The following is a 21991-nucleotide window of genomic DNA, read 5'->3' as shown; positions in this document are numbered from 1 at the left end:
ATACTGTGGATATAAATTGGTCTCAAATTTTCACTGGAATTTTACCACTATTAGGTGTAGTTGTAGGTGGATTTGCAACGTACTTCACACAAAATGCTACAATTAAACGCCAATTAAATAGAGAACGTGAAAAAGAAATTCATCAAATGAAAATTGAATTATTAGATGTTTATAATAAGGTATTAAAAACAGATGGCGAAAACCAAATGATAGATAGTGGTGAATTTACCATAGATGTATACACTCAAAAAATGCGTCCAATATTATATTCGAAATTTCATTTGTTACACGTGGAGATTGCAGGAAGGGTTAGAATAATTGACAGCATAATAGAAAAGGAAGAAGGGTATGTAGGGATTGAACAATCATCTCATGAAGATTTAATGAAGCATTATGCAGGATTACTTGAGAGTATCGATAGTAAAATTCAATATTATAGGAGATATACATTCAAAGGCGTTCACCTTTAGTAATGCTACACATTCATTTGTCCTTTTTACTTTACTAAAAATGCATGGTACCAGAAAATTATATTTATTCGTTTCATGTTGTTCAGTACTTATATTTAAGGATAGTTATTATTTGCCTTCCACAATAATTTGTGGAGGGCTATTTTTATACAACAAGACCTACGCAATGCACTGTGCCGAGCAGTGCTATTTTTATTTGTGAGGTGTTGACATGGACAGTCAAACAGTAGCTTTAATCGGAATTTTATGTACGGTATTAGGAGCTTTTATTGGGGTGCTCACTTACAATCGTAATAGAGACAAGGATGTTAAGAACGATGCATCTGATTCAGCCGTAATACGCACGAAATTAGAAAATATTAACGCTGGGGTAGAATCGATTAGGATTGATATTAAAGCACAAGAAATGCGTGTGATTCGTGTAGAGGAATCAAGTAAAAAAGCACATAAACATTTAGATAAAATGGAGGGAATTGCACATGAAAATTAACTGGGAAGTACGTTTACAACATAAACAATTTTGGGTGTCATTAATCTCATTATTACTAGTGCTCGCTAATCAAACAGCGGGCATTTTTAATGTCGATATTACAATTTACAATGCACAAATCACAGCCATTTCAGAGACTGTATTAAGCATTTTAGGTTTGCTTGGTATTATTATCGACCCGACTACAAAAGGTACCTCAGACAGCGAACAAGCAATGAATTATGACAAACCAAAGGTTGATGTGAAATGACAAGCATTACAACAACTTGCCGAGATATTTCTGAACTATTACCAGCTGCACAAACAGCCTGTCGATTGTTGTTCCAAGAGTGCTATAAAGCAGGTATTAAGAACGTCTTTATTACTGAAACATATCGCTCACAAGAACGACAGAAGTACCTTTATGCACAAGGAAAAACTCGACCAGGGAAGATTGTTACTTGGACACTAGACAGTAACCATAAGTCACGATTAGCATGGGATATTGCTGTTGGTCCTCCACAGGATTTATATGATGTAGCAACCCTAAGTCGAGTAGGTGCTATTGCACGTAAGCTAGGTATTACATGGGGAGGAGATTGGACAGGGAATATTGATCGTCCTCATTTCGAGGTCAAGCCAAAATGGATTATGCCAAAGGGGTACAAAATTGAAGGACAAGTGATTATTCCAACTAATAGCAAATATCAAGTGCTATTAACTGTGGAAGGCAATACAACTAAACCAATTGCAAAGGATGATGATAAAATGTTATTCACTAATGACACAACTAAAGCTGCAGTCCGTAACTACATTAAACAATCTGTGGATAAAAAAAAAATTGATAAGTCATGGCTTTAAAAATTCGATAATGGAACTATGACAAGTGGCGATTTTGAAGGATTGAAGATTATTATCAATCAACGTAGTGATAAGTAAGAAAAGAACCCTTGTAGTGGTATTTGCATATTATAAGAGCATGTTTATTAGAGAGGGAGGTATGTCTATGGTAATGCCCTCACCAAATCAGAGGATTTCTCCACAACAAGCAATGCAGATAGCTGTACAAAGAGTACCTGGTCAAATCATACACTACGGTATGGATATGGAAAATGGCACTTTAGTATATGAAATTTACATTTTAACTGCTTACAATAAAATTTATGAAGTAGAAGTAAATGCAAAGACAGGTGTAATACGTAAAATTGAAGAAGAAAATGATTATGATTAATTTAAAACGAGCCCAGGAACTCAAATGAGTATCTGGGTTTTTGTAATTACATACAAGTTATTGAGGGAAGGATTCGTTAGTGTTAAGGGTTTGATTGTCAAAATTTATCTTTCAAGCTGATATATAAGGATCCATTTGTTTGAACTTGAGCAAAATAGACATCTTCAACAGATTGTATATTTTGCTTTTTTAACTTTTTCATTAGCCATTCTTCTGTTAATTCAAGCTCTACCAGGTTTTCATATATTAGTTGACCATCTGAAATTACTAACTGTAGGTAGGTAAGTGGGAGGTGATAAATCCGCTTTAACATCCTGTTTCGTAGCAACTTGTTCAGAAGTCTTTTGCATAACACTGAGTTTCCCATCAGTTTCAAGTATTGCATATTGTACATCCTGTACAGAGAAGATAGCTTGTTCGCGTAACATCATTGTAAATTCATCCATATGGAGACGATTTTTCTTTAAAGCAGATTCTAAAATAAGGCCATTCTGTACAACAATAGTAGGCTTATCATCTATGAGGGCACGAGCTTTCTTAGATTTAATAGTAATAATTGTCATTATATATGTTAAAACCGCCCACCAAATAAGGGCAATGAGCGCATCTAGAAAATGTGTTTGGGCTTGAGATGCAATTTGAGCAGCGATAGAACCAAGTGTAATACCTGTTGTATAGTGAAAAAAGGTGTGTTGGCTAAGTTGTTTTTTTCCGAGGATTCGAGTCAAAATAAGTAGCACAAAAAAAGAAATTAAAACTCTCAGTATCATTTCCCAAAACTGCGTGTGGATAAAATCTCCCATTATAAATCCTCCATTAAAATAGTGTCAAAAAATAGCATGCGCAGAAAATTTCATGGGTATACGACAACATCAACTACTCTTAAGTGTAGGCCAAATATTTAACAACAAAAGGGAATTACAATTCGTAGAAAATTTTAAAACATTTTCACGCAAAAAAAGCCACTTAACTTTTACACCAATACTTTCAACAAGCTTATTATTTGGATGTGGAAATGCAAATGATGATCAAGAGCCAGATCCAAGTGAAGAACCATCTGAACAACAAAGTGATCAAAACCAAAATGATAGCAATAATGATCATCAAGAAGATAACCACTAATTATATTTAATATACTAAAGTAAGGATTTTCAGTAATTGAAATCTTATAGATCAAGATACATTGCTATCTTGATCTTTTGTTAAAATAGAGGTGATACTGTTAAGTGTTGGAGGGTACACAATTAAGTAACGGTAAGTACAAATGTAGTTAGTACATAGAAAAAAGAAATAATACTACCTTTTAAAATTTTTCTTCTATTATAATTTAGTACCTGTCCAAACTTTTTACATTTTCAGTTTTACTAACTGGGGTACCTTTTTTTAAAAAACCTACGAGTACCCCAGCAAGTGCCCCAAAAAGTGCCCAGTTAAATACATTTAAATACACTTAGTTAGATAGGTATAGAAACCCTTATAAAAACAAACCCTTTTTATTATGCACATCAAAAAATTAAAAACATCAGGATAGCAACCAAGGTCATAAGTTATGCTTATCAAAAAAGATAATATTAATGTAATTTACTTATGAATATAAATACGTTATCATGGGTATTGGAGAAAAGATGCTACACTTTTATAAAGCCTTTTCAAAAAGATATATTTAGGGGGATCCGCAAATGGCACAAAGTAATTTACACAACAGCCGCGCATCATTCGAAGTAAATGGTAAAACTTACAATTACTATGACTTAGCTGCGATTGAAAAAGCTGGCGTTGCAAAAGTTTCAAACCTTCCTTACTCAATTAAAGTTTTATTAGAATCTGTTTTACGTCAATATGATGCATATGTAATTAAAGAAGAGCACGTAAACGAATTAGCAAAATGGGGCAATGGTGCTGATCCAGAAGCAGAAGTACCATTCAAGCCTTCTCGCGTTGTATTACAAGACTTTACTGGTGTACCAGTAGTTGTTGACCTTGCATCTCTTCGTTCAGCAATGAAGGAAATGGGCGGCGACCCAAGCAAAATCAACCCTGCTATTCCAGTTGACCTTGTAATTGACCACTCAGTACAAGTTGACAAATACGGTAATGCATCTGCATTACAAGCAAACATGGACCTAGAATTTGAACGTAACGCTGAGCGTTATAACTTCTTAAAATGGGCTCAAACTGCTTACAATAACTTCCGTGCTGTACCACCAGCAACAGGTATCGTCCACCAAGTAAACTTAGAGTACTTAGCTCCAGTTGTACACGTAAACGAAAATGCTGACGGCACATTCGAAACATTCCCAGATTCAGTAGTAGGTACTGACTCTCATACAACAATGATCAACGGTATTGGCGTTCTTGGATGGGGCGTAGGTGGTATCGAAGCTGAAGCAGGTATGCTTGGTCAACCTTCATACTTCCCAATTCCAGAAGTTATCGGTGTTAAATTAGTGGGCGACCTTCCAAACGGAACTACTGCTACTGACTTAGCATTAAAAGTAACACAAGTATTACGTCAACGTGGCGTAGTTGGTAAATTCGTTGAGTTCTTCGGACCTGGCGTATCTAAATTACCACTAGCTGACCGTGCGACAATCTCTAACATGGCTCCTGAATATGGTGCTACATGTGGTTACTTCGCAATTGACGAAGAATCATTAAACTACATGCGTTTAACTGGTCGTGACGAAGAGCACATCGCGGTTGTAGAATCTTACTTAAAGTCTAACCACATGTTCTTCGATCCAACTTTAGAGCCAGTTTACACTGACGTATTAGAAGTAAACTTAGCTGAAATCGAACCAAACCTTTCTGGTCCAAAACGTCCACAAGACTTAATTCCACTATCTCAAATGCGTTCTCGTTACAAAGAAGCAGTAGTGGCACCTCAAGGTACACAAGGTTTCGGTTTAACAGAAGATGAATTTGCAAAAACATCTGTAGCAAAATTCGCTGAAGGCGATGTAGAAATTCCAACAGGTGCTGTTGCAATCGCTGCGATCACTTCTTGTACAAATACATCTAACCCATACGTATTAATTGCTGCGGGCTTAGTAGCGAAAAAAGCTGTAGAAAAAGGTCTAACAGTACCTAAATGGGTTAAAACTTCTTTAGCACCAGGTTCTAAAGTTGTAACTGGTTACCTTGAAGATTCAGGTTTACAAACTTACCTTGACCAAATCGGTTTCAACACTGTAGGTTACGGTTGTACAACATGTATCGGTAACTCAGGTCCATTATTACCTGAAATCGAAGATGCAATTAAAGAAAATGACTTATTCGTAACATCAGTTCTTTCTGGTAACCGTAACTTCGAAGGTCGTGTACACCCACTTGTAAAAGCTAACTACTTAGCTTCTCCACCACTTGTTGTTGCTTATGCACTTGCAGGTACAGTGGATGTTGACCTACAAAAAGATTCATTCGGTAAAGACAAAGATGGCAACGAAGTATTCTTCGCTGATATCTGGCCTTCAACTGAAGAAGTTAACGCAGTATTAGGTACTGTAGTTAACCGTGAATTATTCCAAAAAGAATACGAAACTGTATTCACAGCGAACGAAAAATGGAATGCAATTGAAACATCAACTGAATCTCTATACACATTTGATGACAAATCAACTTACATCCAAAACCCACCATTCTTCCAAGGTCTTGCAAAAGAGCCAGAAGCTATTAAAGGCTTAGATGGCTTACGCATTATGGCGAAGTTCGGTGACTCAATCACAACTGACCATATTTCTCCAGCTGGTGCGATCGGTAAAGATACACCTGCAGGTAAATATTTAATTGAAAACGGTGTTGCAATCCGTGACTTCAACTCTTATGGTTCTCGTCGTGGTAACCACGAAGTAATGATGCGTGGTACATTTGCAAACATCCGTATCCGTAACCAAGTTGCTCCAGGTACAGAAGGTGGATTCACTACTTACTGGCCAACAGGCGACGTAGAGTACATCTATGACGCATGTATGAAATACCAAGAGCAAGGTACTGGCTTAGTCGTACTTGCTGGTAACGACTACGGTATGGGTTCTTCTCGTGACTGGGCTGCGAAAGGTACATTCCTACTTGGCGTGAAAACTGTTATCGCACAATCTTACGAGCGTATCCACCGTTCTAACTTAGTAATGATGGGTGTTCTTCCACTTCAATTCATGCCAGGTGAATCTGCTGAAACTTTAGGCTTAACTGGTAAAGAAGAAATCTCTGTAAACATTACTGATAACGTGAAACCACGTGAAATCTTAACAGTAACTGCTAAATCTGAAGACGGCACAGTTAAAACTTTCCAAGCTTTAGCTCGTTTCGACTCAGAAGTAGAAGTAGACTACTACCGTCATGGTGGTATCCTACAAATGGTTCTACGCGCAAAAGCTGCTGAGTAATCATAACATTCACAAGCCGATCTCTTAGGAGGTCGGCTTTTTTTGTTTGGTCTTGAAATCCTTATAAAGTGATGAAGATAAAAGGAATTTGATGGTTAGAGAGGCAAACGAAGCGTGTATCAAACTCCTCATAAAGTAATGGAGTGAAAACGAGAGAATAGCCAAAGTGACGGATAAAACACAGAAAGTGACTGATAAAACGCTAAATGTGACAGAGCGAAAAAACCAAGAAGCTTGAAAATTTCCAAATACATAGCATTTTCCCAAATGTTTATATAAAATTAAAGGGTAAGCCTTTAAATTTTTACATAAATGGGGGAAGAATGATCATGACAAAGAAAAAAAGTAAGTTTTTTATGGCGGCAACTTCGGCGGTAGCCATTACGGCTGTAGCTGTTGTACCTGCATCGGCAGCTAGTCCATTTAAAGATGTAAGTGAAGATTATGCACATTATAAAAGTATTTCAACATTACATGCAGCTGATATAATTAATGGTTTTCCTGATGGAACATTTAAACCAACACAGGATGTAACACGCGGACAAGCAGTGAAGATGATTGCGGGGGCTTTCGACCTTACAACAACAGATGATGAAAATCCGAGTTTCAAGGATGTCGATTCAACTAGTCCATACTATAAGGCGATTGTTACATTGGTTAATTTAGGTGCTGTAAATGGCTATGAGGATGATACTTTCCGCCCTGATGAGACGATTACGCGTGGTCAGATGGCAGTTATGGTGGCACAGGCAACAGGCTTAACAGCAGAAGGAAAAAGTCCATTTACGGATGTACCTCAAACTAGTCCGTTTGCAGATGCTGTAACGGCATTGTATGAAGCAGGAATTGCGAAGGGCGTGACGGCAACAGAATTCGGGGTGGATAAAAATGTAACACGTGGTCAGTTAGCGACATTTATTGTTAACGCCTTAGGCTTAGATCAGCCTTCAACTGGGGAAGATGAGGAGCCGGTAACAGAAGAAAAACCTGAAGCAAACGATCATGCTTTGCTAGAAGAAGTGTTCACGAAAGCATTAGCTAAGCAAAAAGAATTAAAAAGCATGAAAGCTACAATGACAATATCTCAATCAGTAGAAGCAAAAGATGGTCAGGAAACCATGAAAATGGATTCTAAAGGCAATATGAAGATGGAGATTGTTACAGAACCGATGCAATTCTTTGCAGATGGTACGATGTCATTAACAGAGCCAACAAGTGGTGAAGCGATTAATTTGCCAATTAAAATGTATATGACGGCTAAAGATGGTATGTATATGTATGAGGCAGACCAGAAGGCTTGGGTAAAATTCCCGAAACAATTATTTGAAGATGTTCTCAGCCAAACAGGCATGCAGCCAGATGCAGCGGAGCAATTAGAGATGCTTCAATCATTTGCTGAGGATTTCACTTTAAAGGAAACAGCAGACCGTTATGAATTAACCTTGAAAGGTGCTGGTGATAAATTCACAGAGTTGGTGAAGCAACAGATTGGTGCCATGGATTTAGGAATGGATGCTGATTTGGATGGACAATTAGGCAATATGTCTTTTGATAGCCTTACTTACAAATTAGTGATTAATAAAAAGACATTTGATGTTGAAGAAATTGCTATGGATATGTCATTAAGCATGAAAGTAGAAGGCAATACGATCAAAACAAAACAGCAAATGAATATCAAATATCATGAATTCAATGCTGTGACGACAATTACAATTCCAAAAGATGTACTAGACAATGCGAAGGAAATAGATTTAAGCACAACTGAAACAGTGCCACCAGTAAGCAAATAAGAGTGAAGTTAAAAGTAGGTTACGCCAAATACATGGTGTAGCCTACTTTTTTATCAATTAATGAAAACCCATTAAGTCTTTTACTCTTGCTGTATTTGTGGTAGATGTCAGTGTTTCTAGTAAGCGAAAGGCTACATCAAAGGCAGTTCCTGGATTGGAGGAAGTAATAATATGATCTGTTTGCACAATTCGCTCATTGACAATAGTCGCACCGTAGCTTTCTAACTGTGCTAATCGTTTACTAGTTGGATGGTTATAGGTTGTCGCCTTACGATTGTGGAGTATACCGCTATGTCCCAATATTAAGGAAGCTACACAGATCGTTGCAATTGGCTTTTGCTGTTCATGAAAATGCCGGACAACCGTTTGAAATTCCTCGCTAAAGGCATCCTCATAAAAGCCCGCTTCCTCAAAGCCACCTGGAATAGCCAAAGCATCAAATTCTGCTAAATCAATGTCATGGAGTAATTTTTCAGGAGCGACCTTAAAATTCCATGTGCATTGAAGCTGTGTATGTAATCCTACAGTGACAACCTCTGTTGATCCATCACCCTCCCATTTATTCCAACCAAGTACATCTGTAAAAACACTTGCTTCCACAGCCTCAAAGCCATTTGCTAAAAGTAACATTATTTTTTTCATTTGTTTCTGCCTCCTTTATGCTTTTATTGTAATCAAAGAAGCCAACTGAAAACAGAAGCTGTATAATGTTTTTTAGATAAATCTCCTTATTAAAACAGGAATTATATGAAAAAAGTTGATTAAGAAAGGTGATTAATGGTGGATCAAATTGATACTCAAATTTTACAGCAGTTACAGCAGAATGCCAAAATCTCGATGAAGGAATTAGCCGCTATCGTTCATTTATCTTCTCCTGCGGTAATCGAACGCGTCAAAAAACTCGAGGAACAAGGTGTAATTGAAGGATATCACGCTAAAGTGAACATCAAAAAAATGGAACGTACCATTCAGGCGATTATTTTATTTAAATCCATCGATTGTAAAAGTCTATCTGCTTTTTGTAATAGCCACCCAGATGTTCTTGAATGCTATCGTGTAGCAGGGGAGATCAGCTATATTGTTAAACTAGCAACCTATTCAGTGGAAACATTAGAGCAATTTATTGATGCGACCATGCCCTATGGTACCCCCTCTACGAATATCGTATTATCTTCAAATGAAAAAAAGGTGATCACACCATTTACGGGTCTAAACGATAATATGTAAGTTTCATGAGACATCGGCTGTTTTGAGAAGGGTGATCGAGTGAAGGTGCCCTATAGCGATATGATTGGCAAAGCAGTATCGACTAACAATTTTCAATAAGGGAGTCTGTTGTAAATAGCAGCCTCTTTTTTGTTTGTATCCAAGCTTTTCTTTGTAGTTGGATTCAGTTACAATAGTTGTAATAATTTTCTAGCGAAAGGTTTGATGAGTTGATATTTGCTCTATTGGATAATGCGACTGCTTTTTTCATAAGCCTGCCACTCCTACTCATTTATTTGAAAAGTAAGCCACGGGGAGAATCCACTTGGCGTTGGTCGATGCCATTATGGATTTTCAATTACTTAGGCATTCGATATTTTGTTTCGTTTGGAGAATTGTTTTGGGTAGTCCTATGTTGGCAGTTACTATTTTTGTGGCCCTTAAGTATAGCAGTGTATATTCATTTATTTAATAAAGAAAAGAATTGGGCTTTTTACATAGGTTTGAAGAAGAAATATGTACTTATTGTAGGGTCATTCATGGTTCTATTTGGTGGTACTCTAGTCTATTCGCTATTTCAGGCAAATCACCAGGTAATTGCTTTTCACCGGCAGGTAATGGCGGAGATTGAGTCAAATCCAGATCGTCAGGATTATTTGATGCATCACACAATTGCACCTTCCACACTTCTGGGTGTAGCGGATGATATAGCTGAGGTTCGCAAGGGGAAAATAGTTGCTTCCACATTACCTTGGCGTAGCAAGGTAATAGTGCACATGGACAATTGGCAAAAGGAATTTACATATGTCCGTTTTTACGATGGTTGGAAGTTAGAGGGGCTATACAGTGAGAGCATAACAATAATGAACAAAGGGGAGGTTGACAATTGATACAGAATATATTGATGGCTGGTGATTTAAAGGATACGATAAGCGCAATAAAACAAGGTCAAACAGCATGGGAACAACTGAATCAAGAACAGCTTTTACAGTCCATGCTAGCCCATATCGGCTCTACCGATAGTGAACTAAGAGATACTTATATTTATAGTAGCTTCTATGAATGGATACTAGAAAAAAATCTGCTGGATCATCGTTGCTTGACTAAGCTATGGCATTACTGCCTGAATCATTTATTACTGAACGGTATTGAGGAAGTGGAATCAGATGGGGTTTTTACTCGTTCCTTTACGACTTTATTAGTAGCACTTATTTTAGCAAGGGATTTAAAGGATAATTTTTTATCGCAGGACAGCATAGAGGAAGGTCAAACAAAGTTACTGGCCTATGTAAAAGCTGAAATGGATGTAAGGGGCTTTGTACCTGGTAAGAGATGGGCGCATAGTGTGGCACATGTATCGGATGCGCTAGATGAACTTGTGAAAAATCCTAAAATAAAGAAAACTGCCTATGATGATTTGTTACATGCCTTATGGTCCATGTATTTACAGCCTCATTATATCTTTATTCATGATGAGGATGAAAGGCTGTTAGTGCCCATTTTTGCGATGTTGGAGCGAGGATTAGCACAAAATGAAGTCGTTCAATTAATACAGCAAATGCCAGCAACCTTATCGACATTAAAAGACCAATTGGATGAAGCGAATTTTTATATTGTAAGGTTTAATAGTAAAACATTGCTAAAGAGCTTTTTTATTCAAACGAATCACCAAGCTCAATATGCATCTTTGCATCAAAGTATTGTCACTTGTCTAAACGAAATAAATTGAGGTTGTCCATCGTTGACAGACAATTGGTAATTTGATAAGATGAGTGACAATAAAAGCATACAACTTCGTTGATGAGAAAAAGTAATGTTTCATTTTGTTCTACAGAGAGCCGACATTTGGTGGAAGTCGGTGTGCAGGTGTTACATGAAAATCCTCTCTGAGAAGGTTAGCTGAAAATAGTAAGCTAACCCGGGTGTCTACCGTTAAAAAGAACACGTATGATAGTACGTTGCTGAGTGCTATTGACTAAGGTGTCAATAGAATTAGGGTGGTATTCGCGGTTAACCCCGTCCCTTACCTTGGGACGGGGTTTTTTGTATGCCTTTTATACAAAATAATATTGTATAGGAGGAAATAAAATGAAAGCAGAACAAAAGAAGGAAACGACGCTTGAACGAGAAAATCGGATACGGGCATTATGGGAGCAAGAGGGAACGTTTTTAGCTTCCGTTACAAATAGAGCTGGACAGCAACCCTTTGTATTTTATGAGGGACCACCCACAGCAAATGGTTTACCCCATGTCGGGCATGCCTTTGGAAGAACAATAAAAGATGTAGTGGCCCGCTATAAAACTATGCAAGGCTATTTAGTTGAGCGAAAAGCAGGCTGGGATACACATGGTTTACCTGTAGAACTAGGAGTAGAAAAGGCATTAGGTATATCTGGGAAGCAGGAGATTGAAAATTATGGAGTGGAGCGTTTTATTCAAGCATGTAAAAATAGTGTTTTTACCTACGAACAAAAATGGCGTTCCTTTACAGAGCAGCTTGGTTATTGGCTGGATATGGATGATCCATATCTTACATTAAGTAATGACTATATAGAATCAGTGTGGCATATTTTAAGCCATGTTCATAAGGAACAACTTTTATATAAAGGGCATCGAGTTTCACCATATTGCCCCAGTTGTCAAACATCCTTAAGCTCACATGAGGTAGCACAGGGCTATAAGGATGTGAAAGATTTATCTGCCACAGCCATGTTTAAGCTTGCTGATCGTGATGAATACTTCTTAGGCTGGACAACAACACCATGGACATTACCTGCCAATGTGGCATTAGCGATGAATCCATCTCTACAATATGTACGGGTAAAGCAAGGGGATCAAGTATTTATTCTAGCTAAATCATTGGTTTCTAAGGTTTTCACTGAAGCTGTGGAAATTTTAAGTGAGCATACTGGGCAGGAATTTGCTGGTGTGTCTTATCAGCCACCATTTTCATTTGTAACGGTTCATCAAGGTCATGTTGTCGTGATGGCTGATTATGTCACGGAGAATAGCGGTACAGGGATTGTGCATATTGCTCCAGCATATGGGGAGGACGATTATAAAACGGTTCAACAGCATGGCTTGTCCTTTGTCAATGTAGTGGATCTGAAAGGCTGTTACACAGAAGAGGTGCCAGAGCTTGTCGGACGATTTGTAAAAGATTGTGATGTGGACATTATAAAAATGCTTGCGAAAAAGGAGCTCTTATTTCGTAAAGAAAAATATGAGCATAGCTACCCGCATTGCTGGCGCTGTGATTCTCCATTATTGTACTATGCAACGGATAGCTGGTTTATCAAAATGACCGCTTTAAAAGAGCAATTATTACAAAACAATCAGCAAGTGACTTGGTATCCTAATCATATTAAGGACGGTCGATTTGGCCATTTTCTCGAACAAATAGTGGATTGGAATATAAGCCGTAACCGCTATTGGGGCACACCGTTGAATGTCTGGATTTGTCAGGATTGCGGGCATGAGGAGGCTCCAAACAGTATCGAGGCGTTAAGAAAATTAGCCAAGGGAGATGTCGATCAACAAATCGAGCTTCATAAACCATTTATTGATGAATTTGTTTGTACTTGTCCTACTTGTCAAGGGGATATGACGCGTACACCAGAGGTAATTGATGTATGGTTTGACAGCGGCTCAATGCCTTTTGCCCAGCAACATTATCCTTTCGAAGATGTTAAAACTTTTCACAATCAGTTTCCGGCAGATGTTGTAATTGAGGGGATCGACCAAACTCGAGGTTTTTTCTATAGCTTATTAGCGGTATCGACGTTATTTACAGGAAAGCCAGCTTATAAACAGGTGTTATCGTTAGGGCATGTGTTAGATGAACATGGACAAAAGATGTCAAAAAGTAAAGGCAATGCTTTAGAGCCTGTGGAGTTAATAGAGCAATATGGAGCGGATGCATTACGTTGGGCGTTTTTAGTTGATAGCTCCCCATGGAATCCAAAGCGTTTTTCCAAAAAGATTGTGGTGGATGCTAAATCAAAGCTAGTAGATACATTGGATAATACCTTTAAATTTTATCAGCTCTATGCCAACATTGATGAATTTAAGTATGATGCTATAAATACTGGTACACGAACACCTTTAGATCAGTGGATATTGTCCCGATTGCATCATACAATCCAGCTTGTGACAACTGCTATGGATGAATATCAATTTACACATGCAACAAGGGAAATAGCACAATTAATGGAGGAGCTAAGTAATTGGTACATTCGTCGATCACGTGCCAGATTTTGGGCACATGGGCTGACAGCGGATAAACGGGGCGCATTTAGTACCCTTTATGAGGTTTTAACGAACATTTGCCGATTACTTGCACCATTTACACCCTTTATCACAGAGGATATTTACCGACAATTAACAGGCAAGAGTGTGCATATTGAAGACTATCCACTCTACGACGAAAAACTAGTGAATCTCCAGCTTGAACAAGAAATGGCTACGGTTTTAACAGTTGTAGAGCTTGGCAGGAGTATTCGTAATAGTCAGGGGATGAAGGTTAAACAGCCCTTAAGTGAGCTTATTGTGGCTGTTTCTGGAGAGCTGACTGATTATCAAGCCTATAGCGAGCTAATTCAAGAAGAATTAAACATGAAAGCTTGCAAATGGACACATGATTTCTCTGCATATGAAAGCATCCAATATAAGCTTAATTTTAAAACAGCTGGTGCCGCATTTGGCTCAAAGGTCAATCAAGTAAAGTCGTATATGATGACGTTAACGGATCAAGAGAAAGAACAGCTACAGCGAAATGCGGAATTACCAATCATGTTAGAAGGGCAGCAGCTAAATTTGTTATCAAGCCATGTCATAGCTGAAGCAATTGTCAAAGACCACTATATTTTAGCTGAAGATAACACTTGCCGTGTATTGATGAATGTTCAACTAACCGAGAGTTTGCTACAAGAGGGGCAAATGCGAGAATTAATTCGGTTCATCCAAGATTCTCGTAAAAAGTGGCAGCTGCCTGTTGAACAATATATATCAATTGCCTTTTGCGGTAGTGAAGAGGTACTTTCCATCATTCAGCAGCATGAAGCGCTATTAAAAGCCAATGTATTAGTCAAATCCATACATTATGGCGAAGAACGGACAGAGGGGAGATCAGCAGAAACAGAGCTGTTTGATGAAAAGCTCATGGTTTTTGTCTCCTTATAAAAGAAATGCTCAGGAGAAATCCTGAGCATTTTCTATGTAGGTTACAGTAAGCCAAAAGCGAGATAACAAGCTGTTGCCCAAATAAAAATGGCTGAGCATTTATTAAAAATTCTCATCAGATTACCAGAGCTATCTATCTTTTGGAAAGAGGCTCCGGTCAAAGTAAGGCCGAAAAACCATAGCCATGAAATGAGGACACACGCTGTAGTGAAAATAATTTGCTCTGTACCACTATATTTTAAGGCACTTGTGCCAATAACCCCAATCGTATCTAATATGGCATGTGGATTCAGAAGTGACACAGAAAGTGCAAAAAGAATTTGTTTTTTTACGGGAAGTGCTTCACTCTGATCGGCAGTTGCTGGACTAGAGCGCCAAATCGTATAGCCCATATAAAGTAAGAACAATATACCAACCGACATCAAGGTAATACGTAACCATTCAAATTGTAGGACGATTAATGATAGACCAAAAACTGCCAGTAAAATTAGCATTGTGTCGCAAATAGCAGCTGTCACACTTGCTGGCAGAGCGCGCCATATAGTTGGCTGTGTAGCACCTTGTGAAAAAACAAAAACATTTTGTACGCCTAGTGGCAAAATGAGACCGAATGCTAAAATGATGCCATGAAAAAATGCTTCCAACGATCAATCCCTCCTTTCCTTATTCATTTTAGCTATGGTATAACTAAAAGAAAACGACCAATTGGATGGTTTTTTATCCACCCAATTTTATATGGAAGGTGATGATCATGAGCTGGCAGCCAAATAGACAAAGTGACAGCACATTACAACAACAAATTGTTCAATGGGTAACTGCACAAGTCGAAAGAGGTGATTGGGCAGCAGGGACCAAACTACCTACTCAAAGACAGTTGGCCATGCAATTTGGCGTGAATCGCAGTACAGTTCAACAGGCTTTAGAGGAATTAAAGGCGATGGGCATCCTTGAAGCAACGGTAGGCTCAGGAGTTTATGTCACTCGCAATTCCTGGCATGCTCTCCTTCAACAAACACAGCCAAATTGGCAAAACTATATTGAAACGAGCCTGCATAAGCCAAATTATCATACGATCCAATTAATTAACGAATATGAGCAGAGAGATGATGTGATTCGATTAGGAACAGGAGAACTAGCACCTAGTCTGTTACCAACAGAGGAAATTGAAGCTTCACTAAGGGAGCTTTCATTGCAGCCCAAAACATTAGGCTACTCATCCCCACAGGGTAATGAAGAACTCCGGGCAGCTATTTGTGATTATGTACAAAAACGAGGCATCGAAGCGGAGCCTCAGAACGTTTGTATTGTCTCTGGCGCACTACAAGCTTTACAGTTAATTGCCGTTGGTTTATTAGAGCAAGGGTCCATCGTTTTTCAGGAACCAACCTCCTATTTGAATTCTGTTCATCCATTTCAATCGGTTGGGATGCAAATGATTGGGATACAACGTGATGAACAGCTTGCTCAGACGCTGTCTCAAAGGAAGCGAAAAAAACAAGCCGTGTTTTATGCCATTCCTACCTTGCATAATCCAACCAACCATGTATGGACTTCTTTGGAAAAAAAGCAGCTCTATGAGGTTTGCCAAGCAGAACGCATTCCTATAATTGAGGATGATGTTTATCATGAATTGCTTTTTGAGGACCCATTACCACCGATAAAGGCAATGGATAGTAGTGGACAGGTTCTTTATATTGGTAGTGTCTCGAAAACCTTAAGCCCTGGATTACGCATTGGGTGGCTAATTGGACCAACGACAGTTATTGAACGATTGGCGGATATAAAAATGCAAACAGACTATGGCTCCAGTGCTATTTCACAAGAAATTGTGCTGCACTGGCTGCGGTCAGGAAAATATCAAAAACATTTAATACGTTTACGTCAACAATTACAGAATCGTGCTGATTTTACGGAACGAATTTTACAAGAGAAATTTAGAGGGGTGGCTGACTGGCATAAGCCAAAGGGGGGCTTTTACATTTGGCTTAAGTTCCACAAGCCTGTTGTGGATAAGGATTTCTTTCTCAAGCTATTACAGCGTCGTGTTTTAATTAATCCAGGCTATATTTACGATCTTCAGGATCAGCATCATGTTCGATTATCCTATGCCTACGCAACCTACGAGGAATTGGAGGAAGGATTAGACATTTTGCATGAATGTGTGATGGAGGCTACGGATATTTTTTAACGCCCGTACATGATGGCTGTACAGTTTGCAAGAAGTAAAAGGAGCATTCAAAATAGGGGAAACGAAACGATAGGTGAAAACCGTCGCTGAAAGTAAAGTGCATAATCCAAGCTGTATACCCATACATTTTAGAGAATCATAGCATTTTAGTTCGATTTCTAACATAAAGAGGTGAATAATTGGAAAATATGTCGTCAGGTTATTTTCAGGTGCCTCAGCCTATGCGTAGTGATGGGGCAGGAGGCATAGATAAAGGGCCACGCGATATTATGCGAGATTTAGAAAATCCAGATATGCTCGTGCCGCCGACAACAGATGCAGGTTTGATTCCAAACCTACGATTTTCATTTTCAGACACGCATATGACCTTGAATCAAGGGGGCTGGTCGCGCGAAATTACGGTCCGTGAATTACCAATTGCGACAACAATGGCAGGTGTTAATATGAGTTTGACACCGGGGGGCGTACGTGAGCTACACTGGCATCAGCAGGCAGAGTGGTCTTATATGCTATTGGGGCATGCACGTATTACGGCAGTCGATCAAAATGGCTGTAACTTTATTGCGGATGTAGGTCCAGGGGATTTGTGGTATTTCCCACCAGGAATTCCTCATTCCATACAAGGATTAGCGGGTGGCTGTGAATTTTTATTAGTCTTTGATGATGGGAATTTTTCTGATCTGAATACACTCTCAATTTCAGATTGGTTTGCTCATACGCCAAAGGAAGTGCTGTCAGCTAACTTTGGTGTACCGATTAGTGCCTTTGACGATATTCCGAGTGAACAGGTTTATATTTATCAAGACACTGTTCCTGGATCTATTGACTCGCAAAAAATTCAATCTCCCTATGGTAAGGTGCCACAAACCTTTAAGCACCGTTTGCTAGCTCAGCCACCCTTGAAAACACCAGGTGGAAGTGTGCGTATTGTTGATTCGACCAATTTCCCAATCTCTAAAAATATTGCGGCAGCATTAGTGGAAATTGAGCCTGGGGCAATGCGGGAGCTGCATTGGCATCCGAATAATGATGAATGGCAATATTATCTACAAGGAAAAGGGCGTATGACGGTTTTCACTGGGGATGGAACTGCACGAACATTCGATTATCGTGCAGGAGATGTCGGCTATGTGCCGTTTGCGACCGGTCACTACATTGAAAATACGGGTACGGAGCCATTATGGTTTTTAGAAATGTTTAAAAGTGACCGTTTCCAGGACGTCTCTTTAAATCAATGGATGGCGCTAACACCAACCGAACTAGTACAAAGCAATCTACATGTTGGCCCGGAGCTAATACAAGCGCTAAGAAAAGAAAAGTGGCCTGTGGTGAAATATCCTGGATTTTCCTATTATCCGAAATGAAAAACGCAGGTGAAGTCATTCTCACCTGCGTTTCATATTAATATTGATATTTGCGTCGTGTCATGAGCACTATAGCGATGGCTGGAACAGTACAAATTAACATAGCTGCAAAGGACAAACCAGGCGATATTTCGTATAAATAGCCTCCCAAAAATGTCAGGATGGCCGTACTTAACCCCATCGCTAATGCAGAATATATACCCTGTGCGTTTGGAATTTGCTCCTTTGGTAGAGTTTGCGTTAGATAACGAATAAAAGCAAAATGTGCCAGGGCAAAGGATAACGCATGCAAAGTTTGAGAGGCAATAAATACCCAAACATTTGGGAACATAAATATTAGTAACCAACGTAAAGAAGACCCGCTAGCTGCTAACAGTAATAAAGAAGAAGAACGCCATTTCGTAAATAATGTATCGGCCTTCATAAAGTATAAAATTTCACAAATAACTGCGATGTTAATAATCATGCCCATATAAAATGGATCTACATGTAAGTCTTCCAAGTATATATAACCGTAGCTATAATAGGAAGCATGTGCCCCTTGCAATAAAATAACAATGAATAACACAATTGGGAAGCCTTTAATATTCCATAGTGTTTTCATGGACAATGATTTTGCACGTTGCTCTTTTGTCGGTACAATAAGCAATTCCTTTGGTGTAGCGAATTGCTGCATCAGCAGCATGCCAATTAAACCAATGATCATGCTCCAAAAGATAATATTTTTACCGAATACTCCTGTTAGCATACTAATAATTAATACGGCAATAACAAAGCCAAAGGAACCATAGGAGCGGCTTTTACCATAATGAATGTTGCCGTATTGGACAAGCGTTGCGGCACTACTTTCTACAGCTGGTAACAGTGCTGGGTAAAAAATACTAAATAAAATAGTTACAACTAATAATGCGCTAAAGCCCGAACTAGGTATGTACAGCAGTGCTGTCAGAAGAGCACCGACTGCTAAAATGGTAATGAGTCGTTTATTGTTTACATATTTAGCAAGCGTAGGGAAGAAGAAAAGATTAGACGTGGCACGGGCGAGTAACCCACAGCCCATTACAACGCTTGCCTGCGACACAGTCAGATGTTTAGCATCCACAAGCCACCCTGTCCAGTAGGGTAAGAATATGCCCCAAGTAATAAAAAATGTAAAGAAATTTTGAGATAGCCATCGTTGATTATTCATAAATTTACCGTACCTCCATTTAACTATGTTGAATAATAGCACGTTCATCGTTACAATAATGTGAGATATCTCATATTTTTCAGAGGAGAGAGTAAAAAATGCATATTCTAACAGCAGAAAATCGCACCCATTATCTCGAAAAATATCCGATCCATGATTTTTTCTCATTCGATATTGATCCCTATTTAGAAGTTTGTGAATTCGATAAAGGAGAATGGATTTTCCAGGAAGGCTCCTTTCCAGAAACATTGTATTACATGATTGAGGGCAAGGCGAAGCTTTATATGACACATAAGAATGGCAAGGTATCGCTGATCGAATATTTAGAGGGACCTTTATTTATGGGAGAAATAGAATTACTAAATGAGGCAAGATATACGAAGGGAATTCAAACAGTAACGAAGACAATTTGTTACTCCATTACTCAGTCATGTAAGGAAAAGTTACTTGCTGATGTATTATTTTTACGCCGACTTTGCGTATTTTTAGGGGAGAAGGCAACAAAAATGACCTCTAAATATACACAAAATCAGGCATATCCTTTTGAAAGTCGTTTAGCCGCATTTATCCAATTATCGGCTGATCAGGGTGTCTATAAGGAAAAACATACAGAAATCTGTGAGTATTTAGGGGTTTCCTATCGCCATTTATTATATGTATTGGCTCAGTTTTGTGAGGAGAAGATTTTAGAGAAACGTAAGACGGGCTACCATATTATTGATGAAAAGCGCCTTGCACAATTGGCTCAGGAGATTCAGTAGTTGGGGAATTAAAAATAGGAGGAGTTGATCTAGGCTCGATAATACTGTTCTTCAGACTTCAAGTTAAGAAGTCATGGCCAGATTTGTTGTATTCACTTTTTTTTATGAGCCAGCGAGCAATTTCCTTACCGCTATTATAAAAGTCGACTTCATTAACCCTGTTCTTTTGGATGGATTTGTCTAAGGTGCCTTCCATAACGTCAAAAGGTAGAACACCGATACATAAATGTTTGTTTGGTGAAAAACTTTCAAGTGGCTTCCTTACAGTTTTTATCGCTTCACTGTTGTGATCCACAGAATTTTGTGTCATATGGAATGCAAGTAGTTCTCCTTGTGCCGTTGTTGTGCTTGATGAGTAACCAGTACTTTTCATTCAACATGCCCCCTTTTGTCGTTACATTTATTGTACAAGACTGGTTTGAAAAATAGCCGTCATTTACAAGGCTTTAACGAAAACTTAAAGGTTCATGGAATATTTAGTAATTTGTAACCGTATTCATACCATCATTGGATAAAAATCATAGAAAACTGATATATATTCTTTCAAAAAAACTCATACTCAAACTATTGTGAATTTTTCTAACACGAAGTATTATTGTAGTTAGATTTAACGTGAAGGTTTTCACAAAGTCGCGTAATCGTGAGGAGGAATTTTAATGAGTGCAATTCGAGTAGGTATTGTAGGTTATGGAAATTTAGGTCGTGGTGTGGAGTATGCTATATCACAAAATCCAGATATGGAAGTAGTAGCGGTGTTCACACGTCGAGACCCTTCAACAGTAAACGTAGCTAGCAATGCGAGCGTATATTTAGTAGAGGACGCTGAAAAATTCCAAAATGACATTGATGTTATGATTTTATGTGGGGGCTCGGCAACAGATTTACCAGAGCAAGGTCCACATTTTGCTCAATGGTTTAATACAATTGATAGCTTCGATACACATGCGAAAATTCCTGAATTTTTCGATGCGGTTGATGCAGCAGCTCAAAAGTCTGGCAAAGTATCTGTCATCTCAGTTGGTTGGGATCCAGGTTTATTCTCATTAAATCGTCTATTAGGTGAATCTGTATTACCAGTTGGTACAACGTATACTTTCTGGGGAGATGGTCTAAGTCAAGGTCACTCAGATGCGGTTCGTCGTATCGAAGGCGTTAAAAATGCTGTACAATACACTTTACCTATTAAAGAAGCAGTAGATCGTGTACGTAATGGTGAAAATCCAGAGCTAACAACACGTGAGAAACATGCTCGTGAATGCTGGGTTGTACTAGAAGACGGCGCTGATGCGGCAAAAGTTGAACAAGAAATTGTGACAATGCCTAACTACTTCGATGAATATAACACAACTGTAAACTTCATTTCTGAAGATGAATTTACAGCAAACCACACAGGTATGCCACATGGTGGTTTTGTGATCCGCAGTGGTGATAGTGGTGCAAACGATAAACAAATTCTTGAATTCTCATTAAAATTAGAAAGTAATCCAAACTTCACGTCTAGTGTTTTAGTCGCTTATGCGCGTGCAGCACACCGTCTAAGCCAAGCTGGTGATAAAGGGGCGAAAACAGTATTTGATATCCCATTCAGCCTGCTTTCACCAAAATCAGCTGCTGAATTACGTAAAGAATTACTATAATCATAGAACAAAAGCCCGATTATCATTATTTGATAGTCGGGTTTTTTATTTATTTCCATCAAAGCTATTAAAATATGGTAAACTGTCAATAATTTAATAATCCGAATTTTTGTAACCTTA

Annotated in this window: 19 protein-coding genes, 2 pseudogenes and 1 other annotated feature; of the genes and pseudogenes, 16 read left to right on the top strand and 5 right to left on the bottom strand. The window is 38.6% G+C overall.

Going from position 1 to position 21991, the window contains the following annotated elements; genetic code table 11:
* Positions 1–5: 5 nt before the first annotated feature.
* From KVT27_RS09475 to KVT27_RS09450, 5 genes and pseudogenes are all read left to right on the top strand, one after another.
* On the top strand, positions 6–470 hold the full coding sequence (locus KVT27_RS09475) for a hypothetical protein (RefSeq protein ID WP_217581192.1): 465 nt from the start codon (positions 6–8) through the stop codon (positions 468–470).
* Positions 471–681: 211 nt separating this feature from the next.
* Complete coding sequence (locus KVT27_RS09470) at positions 682–960, top strand: hypothetical protein (RefSeq protein WP_217581191.1); 279 nt, start codon at positions 682–684, stop codon at positions 958–960.
* Entirely contained in the window at positions 950–1210 is a 261-nt protein-coding gene (locus KVT27_RS09465; protein WP_217581190.1) for a phage holin, read from the top strand. Before KVT27_RS09470 ends, KVT27_RS09465 begins: the two co-directional genes overlap by 11 nt.
* A pseudogene (locus KVT27_RS09460) lies at positions 1207–1878 on the top strand (M15 family metallopeptidase). Before KVT27_RS09465 ends, KVT27_RS09460 begins: the two are co-directional and overlap by 4 nt.
* A gap of 67 nt (positions 1879–1945) precedes the next feature.
* On the top strand, positions 1946–2170 hold the full coding sequence (locus KVT27_RS09450; RefSeq protein ID WP_249659740.1) for a PepSY domain-containing protein: 225 nt from the start codon (positions 1946–1948) through the stop codon (positions 2168–2170).
* Positions 2171–2267: 97 nt separating this feature from the next.
* On the opposite strand, the pseudogene KVT27_RS09445 reads toward KVT27_RS09450, so the two are convergent.
* Positions 2268–2973 (bottom strand): annotated as a pseudogene (locus tag KVT27_RS09445) (YetF domain-containing protein).
* Between the two features lie 52 nt (positions 2974–3025).
* Between KVT27_RS09445 and KVT27_RS09440 the strand changes: the two are divergent.
* From KVT27_RS09440 to KVT27_RS09430, 3 genes are all read left to right on the top strand, one after another.
* Positions 3026–3292: a hypothetical protein gene (locus tag KVT27_RS09440; protein WP_217581397.1), complete on the top strand. Its 267-nt coding sequence runs from the start codon at positions 3026–3028 to the stop codon at positions 3290–3292.
* A 557-nt stretch (positions 3293–3849) separates the two neighbouring features.
* Positions 3850–6555: an aconitate hydratase AcnA gene (gene acnA, locus KVT27_RS09435; RefSeq protein ID WP_217581189.1), complete on the top strand. Its 2706-nt coding sequence runs from the start codon at positions 3850–3852 to the stop codon at positions 6553–6555.
* Positions 6556–6884: 329 nt separating this feature from the next.
* Positions 6885–8345, top strand: coding sequence for an S-layer homology domain-containing protein (locus KVT27_RS09430; RefSeq protein ID WP_217581188.1), 1461 nt, complete (start codon positions 6885–6887; stop codon positions 8343–8345).
* A 57-nt stretch (positions 8346–8402) separates the two neighbouring features.
* Here the strand turns inward: KVT27_RS09430 and KVT27_RS09425 are convergent, their stop codons facing one another.
* Complete coding sequence (locus KVT27_RS09425) at positions 8403–8987, bottom strand: DJ-1/PfpI family protein (protein ID WP_208705999.1); 585 nt, start codon at positions 8985–8987, stop codon at positions 8403–8405.
* Between the two features lie 138 nt (positions 8988–9125).
* Between KVT27_RS09425 and KVT27_RS09420 the strand changes: the two genes are divergently transcribed.
* The 4 genes from KVT27_RS09420 (at position 9126) to ileS (ending at position 14732) form a co-directional block, all read left to right on the top strand.
* Entirely contained in the window at positions 9126–9572 is a 447-nt protein-coding gene (locus KVT27_RS09420; RefSeq protein ID WP_036148580.1) for an Lrp/AsnC family transcriptional regulator, read from the top strand.
* 317 nt (positions 9573–9889) lie between these two features.
* On the top strand, positions 9890–10441 hold the full coding sequence (locus tag KVT27_RS09415) for a hypothetical protein (protein WP_225316160.1): 552 nt from the start codon (positions 9890–9892) through the stop codon (positions 10439–10441).
* Positions 10438–11280, top strand: a complete 843-nt coding sequence (locus KVT27_RS09410) for a DUF2785 domain-containing protein (protein ID WP_254636078.1) — start codon at positions 10438–10440, stop codon at positions 11278–11280. The genes KVT27_RS09415 and KVT27_RS09410 overlap by 4 nt, the downstream gene beginning before the upstream one ends.
* 59 nt (positions 11281–11339) lie before the next feature.
* Positions 11340–11578: a binding site (T-box leader), on the top strand.
* A gap of 61 nt (positions 11579–11639) precedes the next feature.
* Positions 11640–14732, top strand: coding sequence for an isoleucine--tRNA ligase (ileS, locus tag KVT27_RS09405; protein WP_217581187.1), 3093 nt, complete (start codon positions 11640–11642; stop codon positions 14730–14732).
* 41 nt (positions 14733–14773) lie between these two features.
* On the opposite strand, the gene KVT27_RS09400 is transcribed toward ileS, so the two are convergent.
* The gene (locus KVT27_RS09400) at positions 14774–15376 is read right to left on the bottom strand and encodes a LysE/ArgO family amino acid transporter (RefSeq protein ID WP_036126165.1); all 603 of its coding nucleotides are present in this window, start codon (positions 15374–15376) and stop codon (positions 14774–14776) included.
* A 107-nt stretch (positions 15377–15483) separates the two neighbouring features.
* On the opposite strand from KVT27_RS09400, the gene KVT27_RS09395 reads away from it, so the two are divergent.
* Positions 15484–16920 (top strand): aminotransferase-like domain-containing protein, encoded by a 1437-nt coding sequence (locus KVT27_RS09395; protein WP_217581186.1) that lies wholly within the window; start codon positions 15484–15486, stop codon positions 16918–16920.
* Positions 16921–17108: 188 nt separating this feature from the next.
* The gene (locus KVT27_RS09390) at positions 17109–18284 is read left to right on the top strand and encodes an oxalate decarboxylase family bicupin (RefSeq protein WP_150907462.1); all 1176 of its coding nucleotides are present in this window, start codon (positions 17109–17111) and stop codon (positions 18282–18284) included.
* Between the two features lie 37 nt (positions 18285–18321).
* Here KVT27_RS09390 and KVT27_RS09385 read toward each other — a convergent pair whose 3' ends face one another.
* The gene (locus KVT27_RS09385) at positions 18322–19473 is read right to left on the bottom strand and encodes an MFS transporter (RefSeq protein ID WP_217581185.1); all 1152 of its coding nucleotides are present in this window, start codon (positions 19471–19473) and stop codon (positions 18322–18324) included.
* Positions 19474–19571: 98 nt separating this feature from the next.
* Between KVT27_RS09385 and yeiL the strand changes: the two genes are divergently transcribed.
* Entirely contained in the window at positions 19572–20234 is a 663-nt protein-coding gene (yeiL, locus tag KVT27_RS09380; RefSeq protein WP_008178698.1) for a transcriptional regulator YeiL, read from the top strand.
* 58 nt (positions 20235–20292) lie between these two features.
* On the opposite strand, the gene KVT27_RS09375 is transcribed toward yeiL, so the two are convergent.
* On the bottom strand, positions 20293–20607 hold the full coding sequence (locus KVT27_RS09375) for a hypothetical protein (protein WP_217581184.1): 315 nt from the start codon (positions 20605–20607) through the stop codon (positions 20293–20295).
* 283 nt (positions 20608–20890) lie between these two features.
* Between KVT27_RS09375 and KVT27_RS09370 the strand changes: the two genes are divergently transcribed.
* Positions 20891–21871 (top strand): diaminopimelate dehydrogenase, encoded by a 981-nt coding sequence (locus tag KVT27_RS09370; RefSeq protein WP_036148564.1) that lies wholly within the window; start codon positions 20891–20893, stop codon positions 21869–21871.
* Positions 21872–21991 lie beyond the last annotated feature (120 nt).

It is taken from the genome of Lysinibacillus sp. GbtcB16, from assembly GCF_019091145.1.
Lineage (GTDB): Bacteria > Bacillota > Bacilli > Bacillales_A > Planococcaceae > Lysinibacillus > Lysinibacillus fusiformis.
Note: the sequence above shows the minus strand (reverse complement) of the source record. Positions and strands in the feature narration are given on the sequence as shown.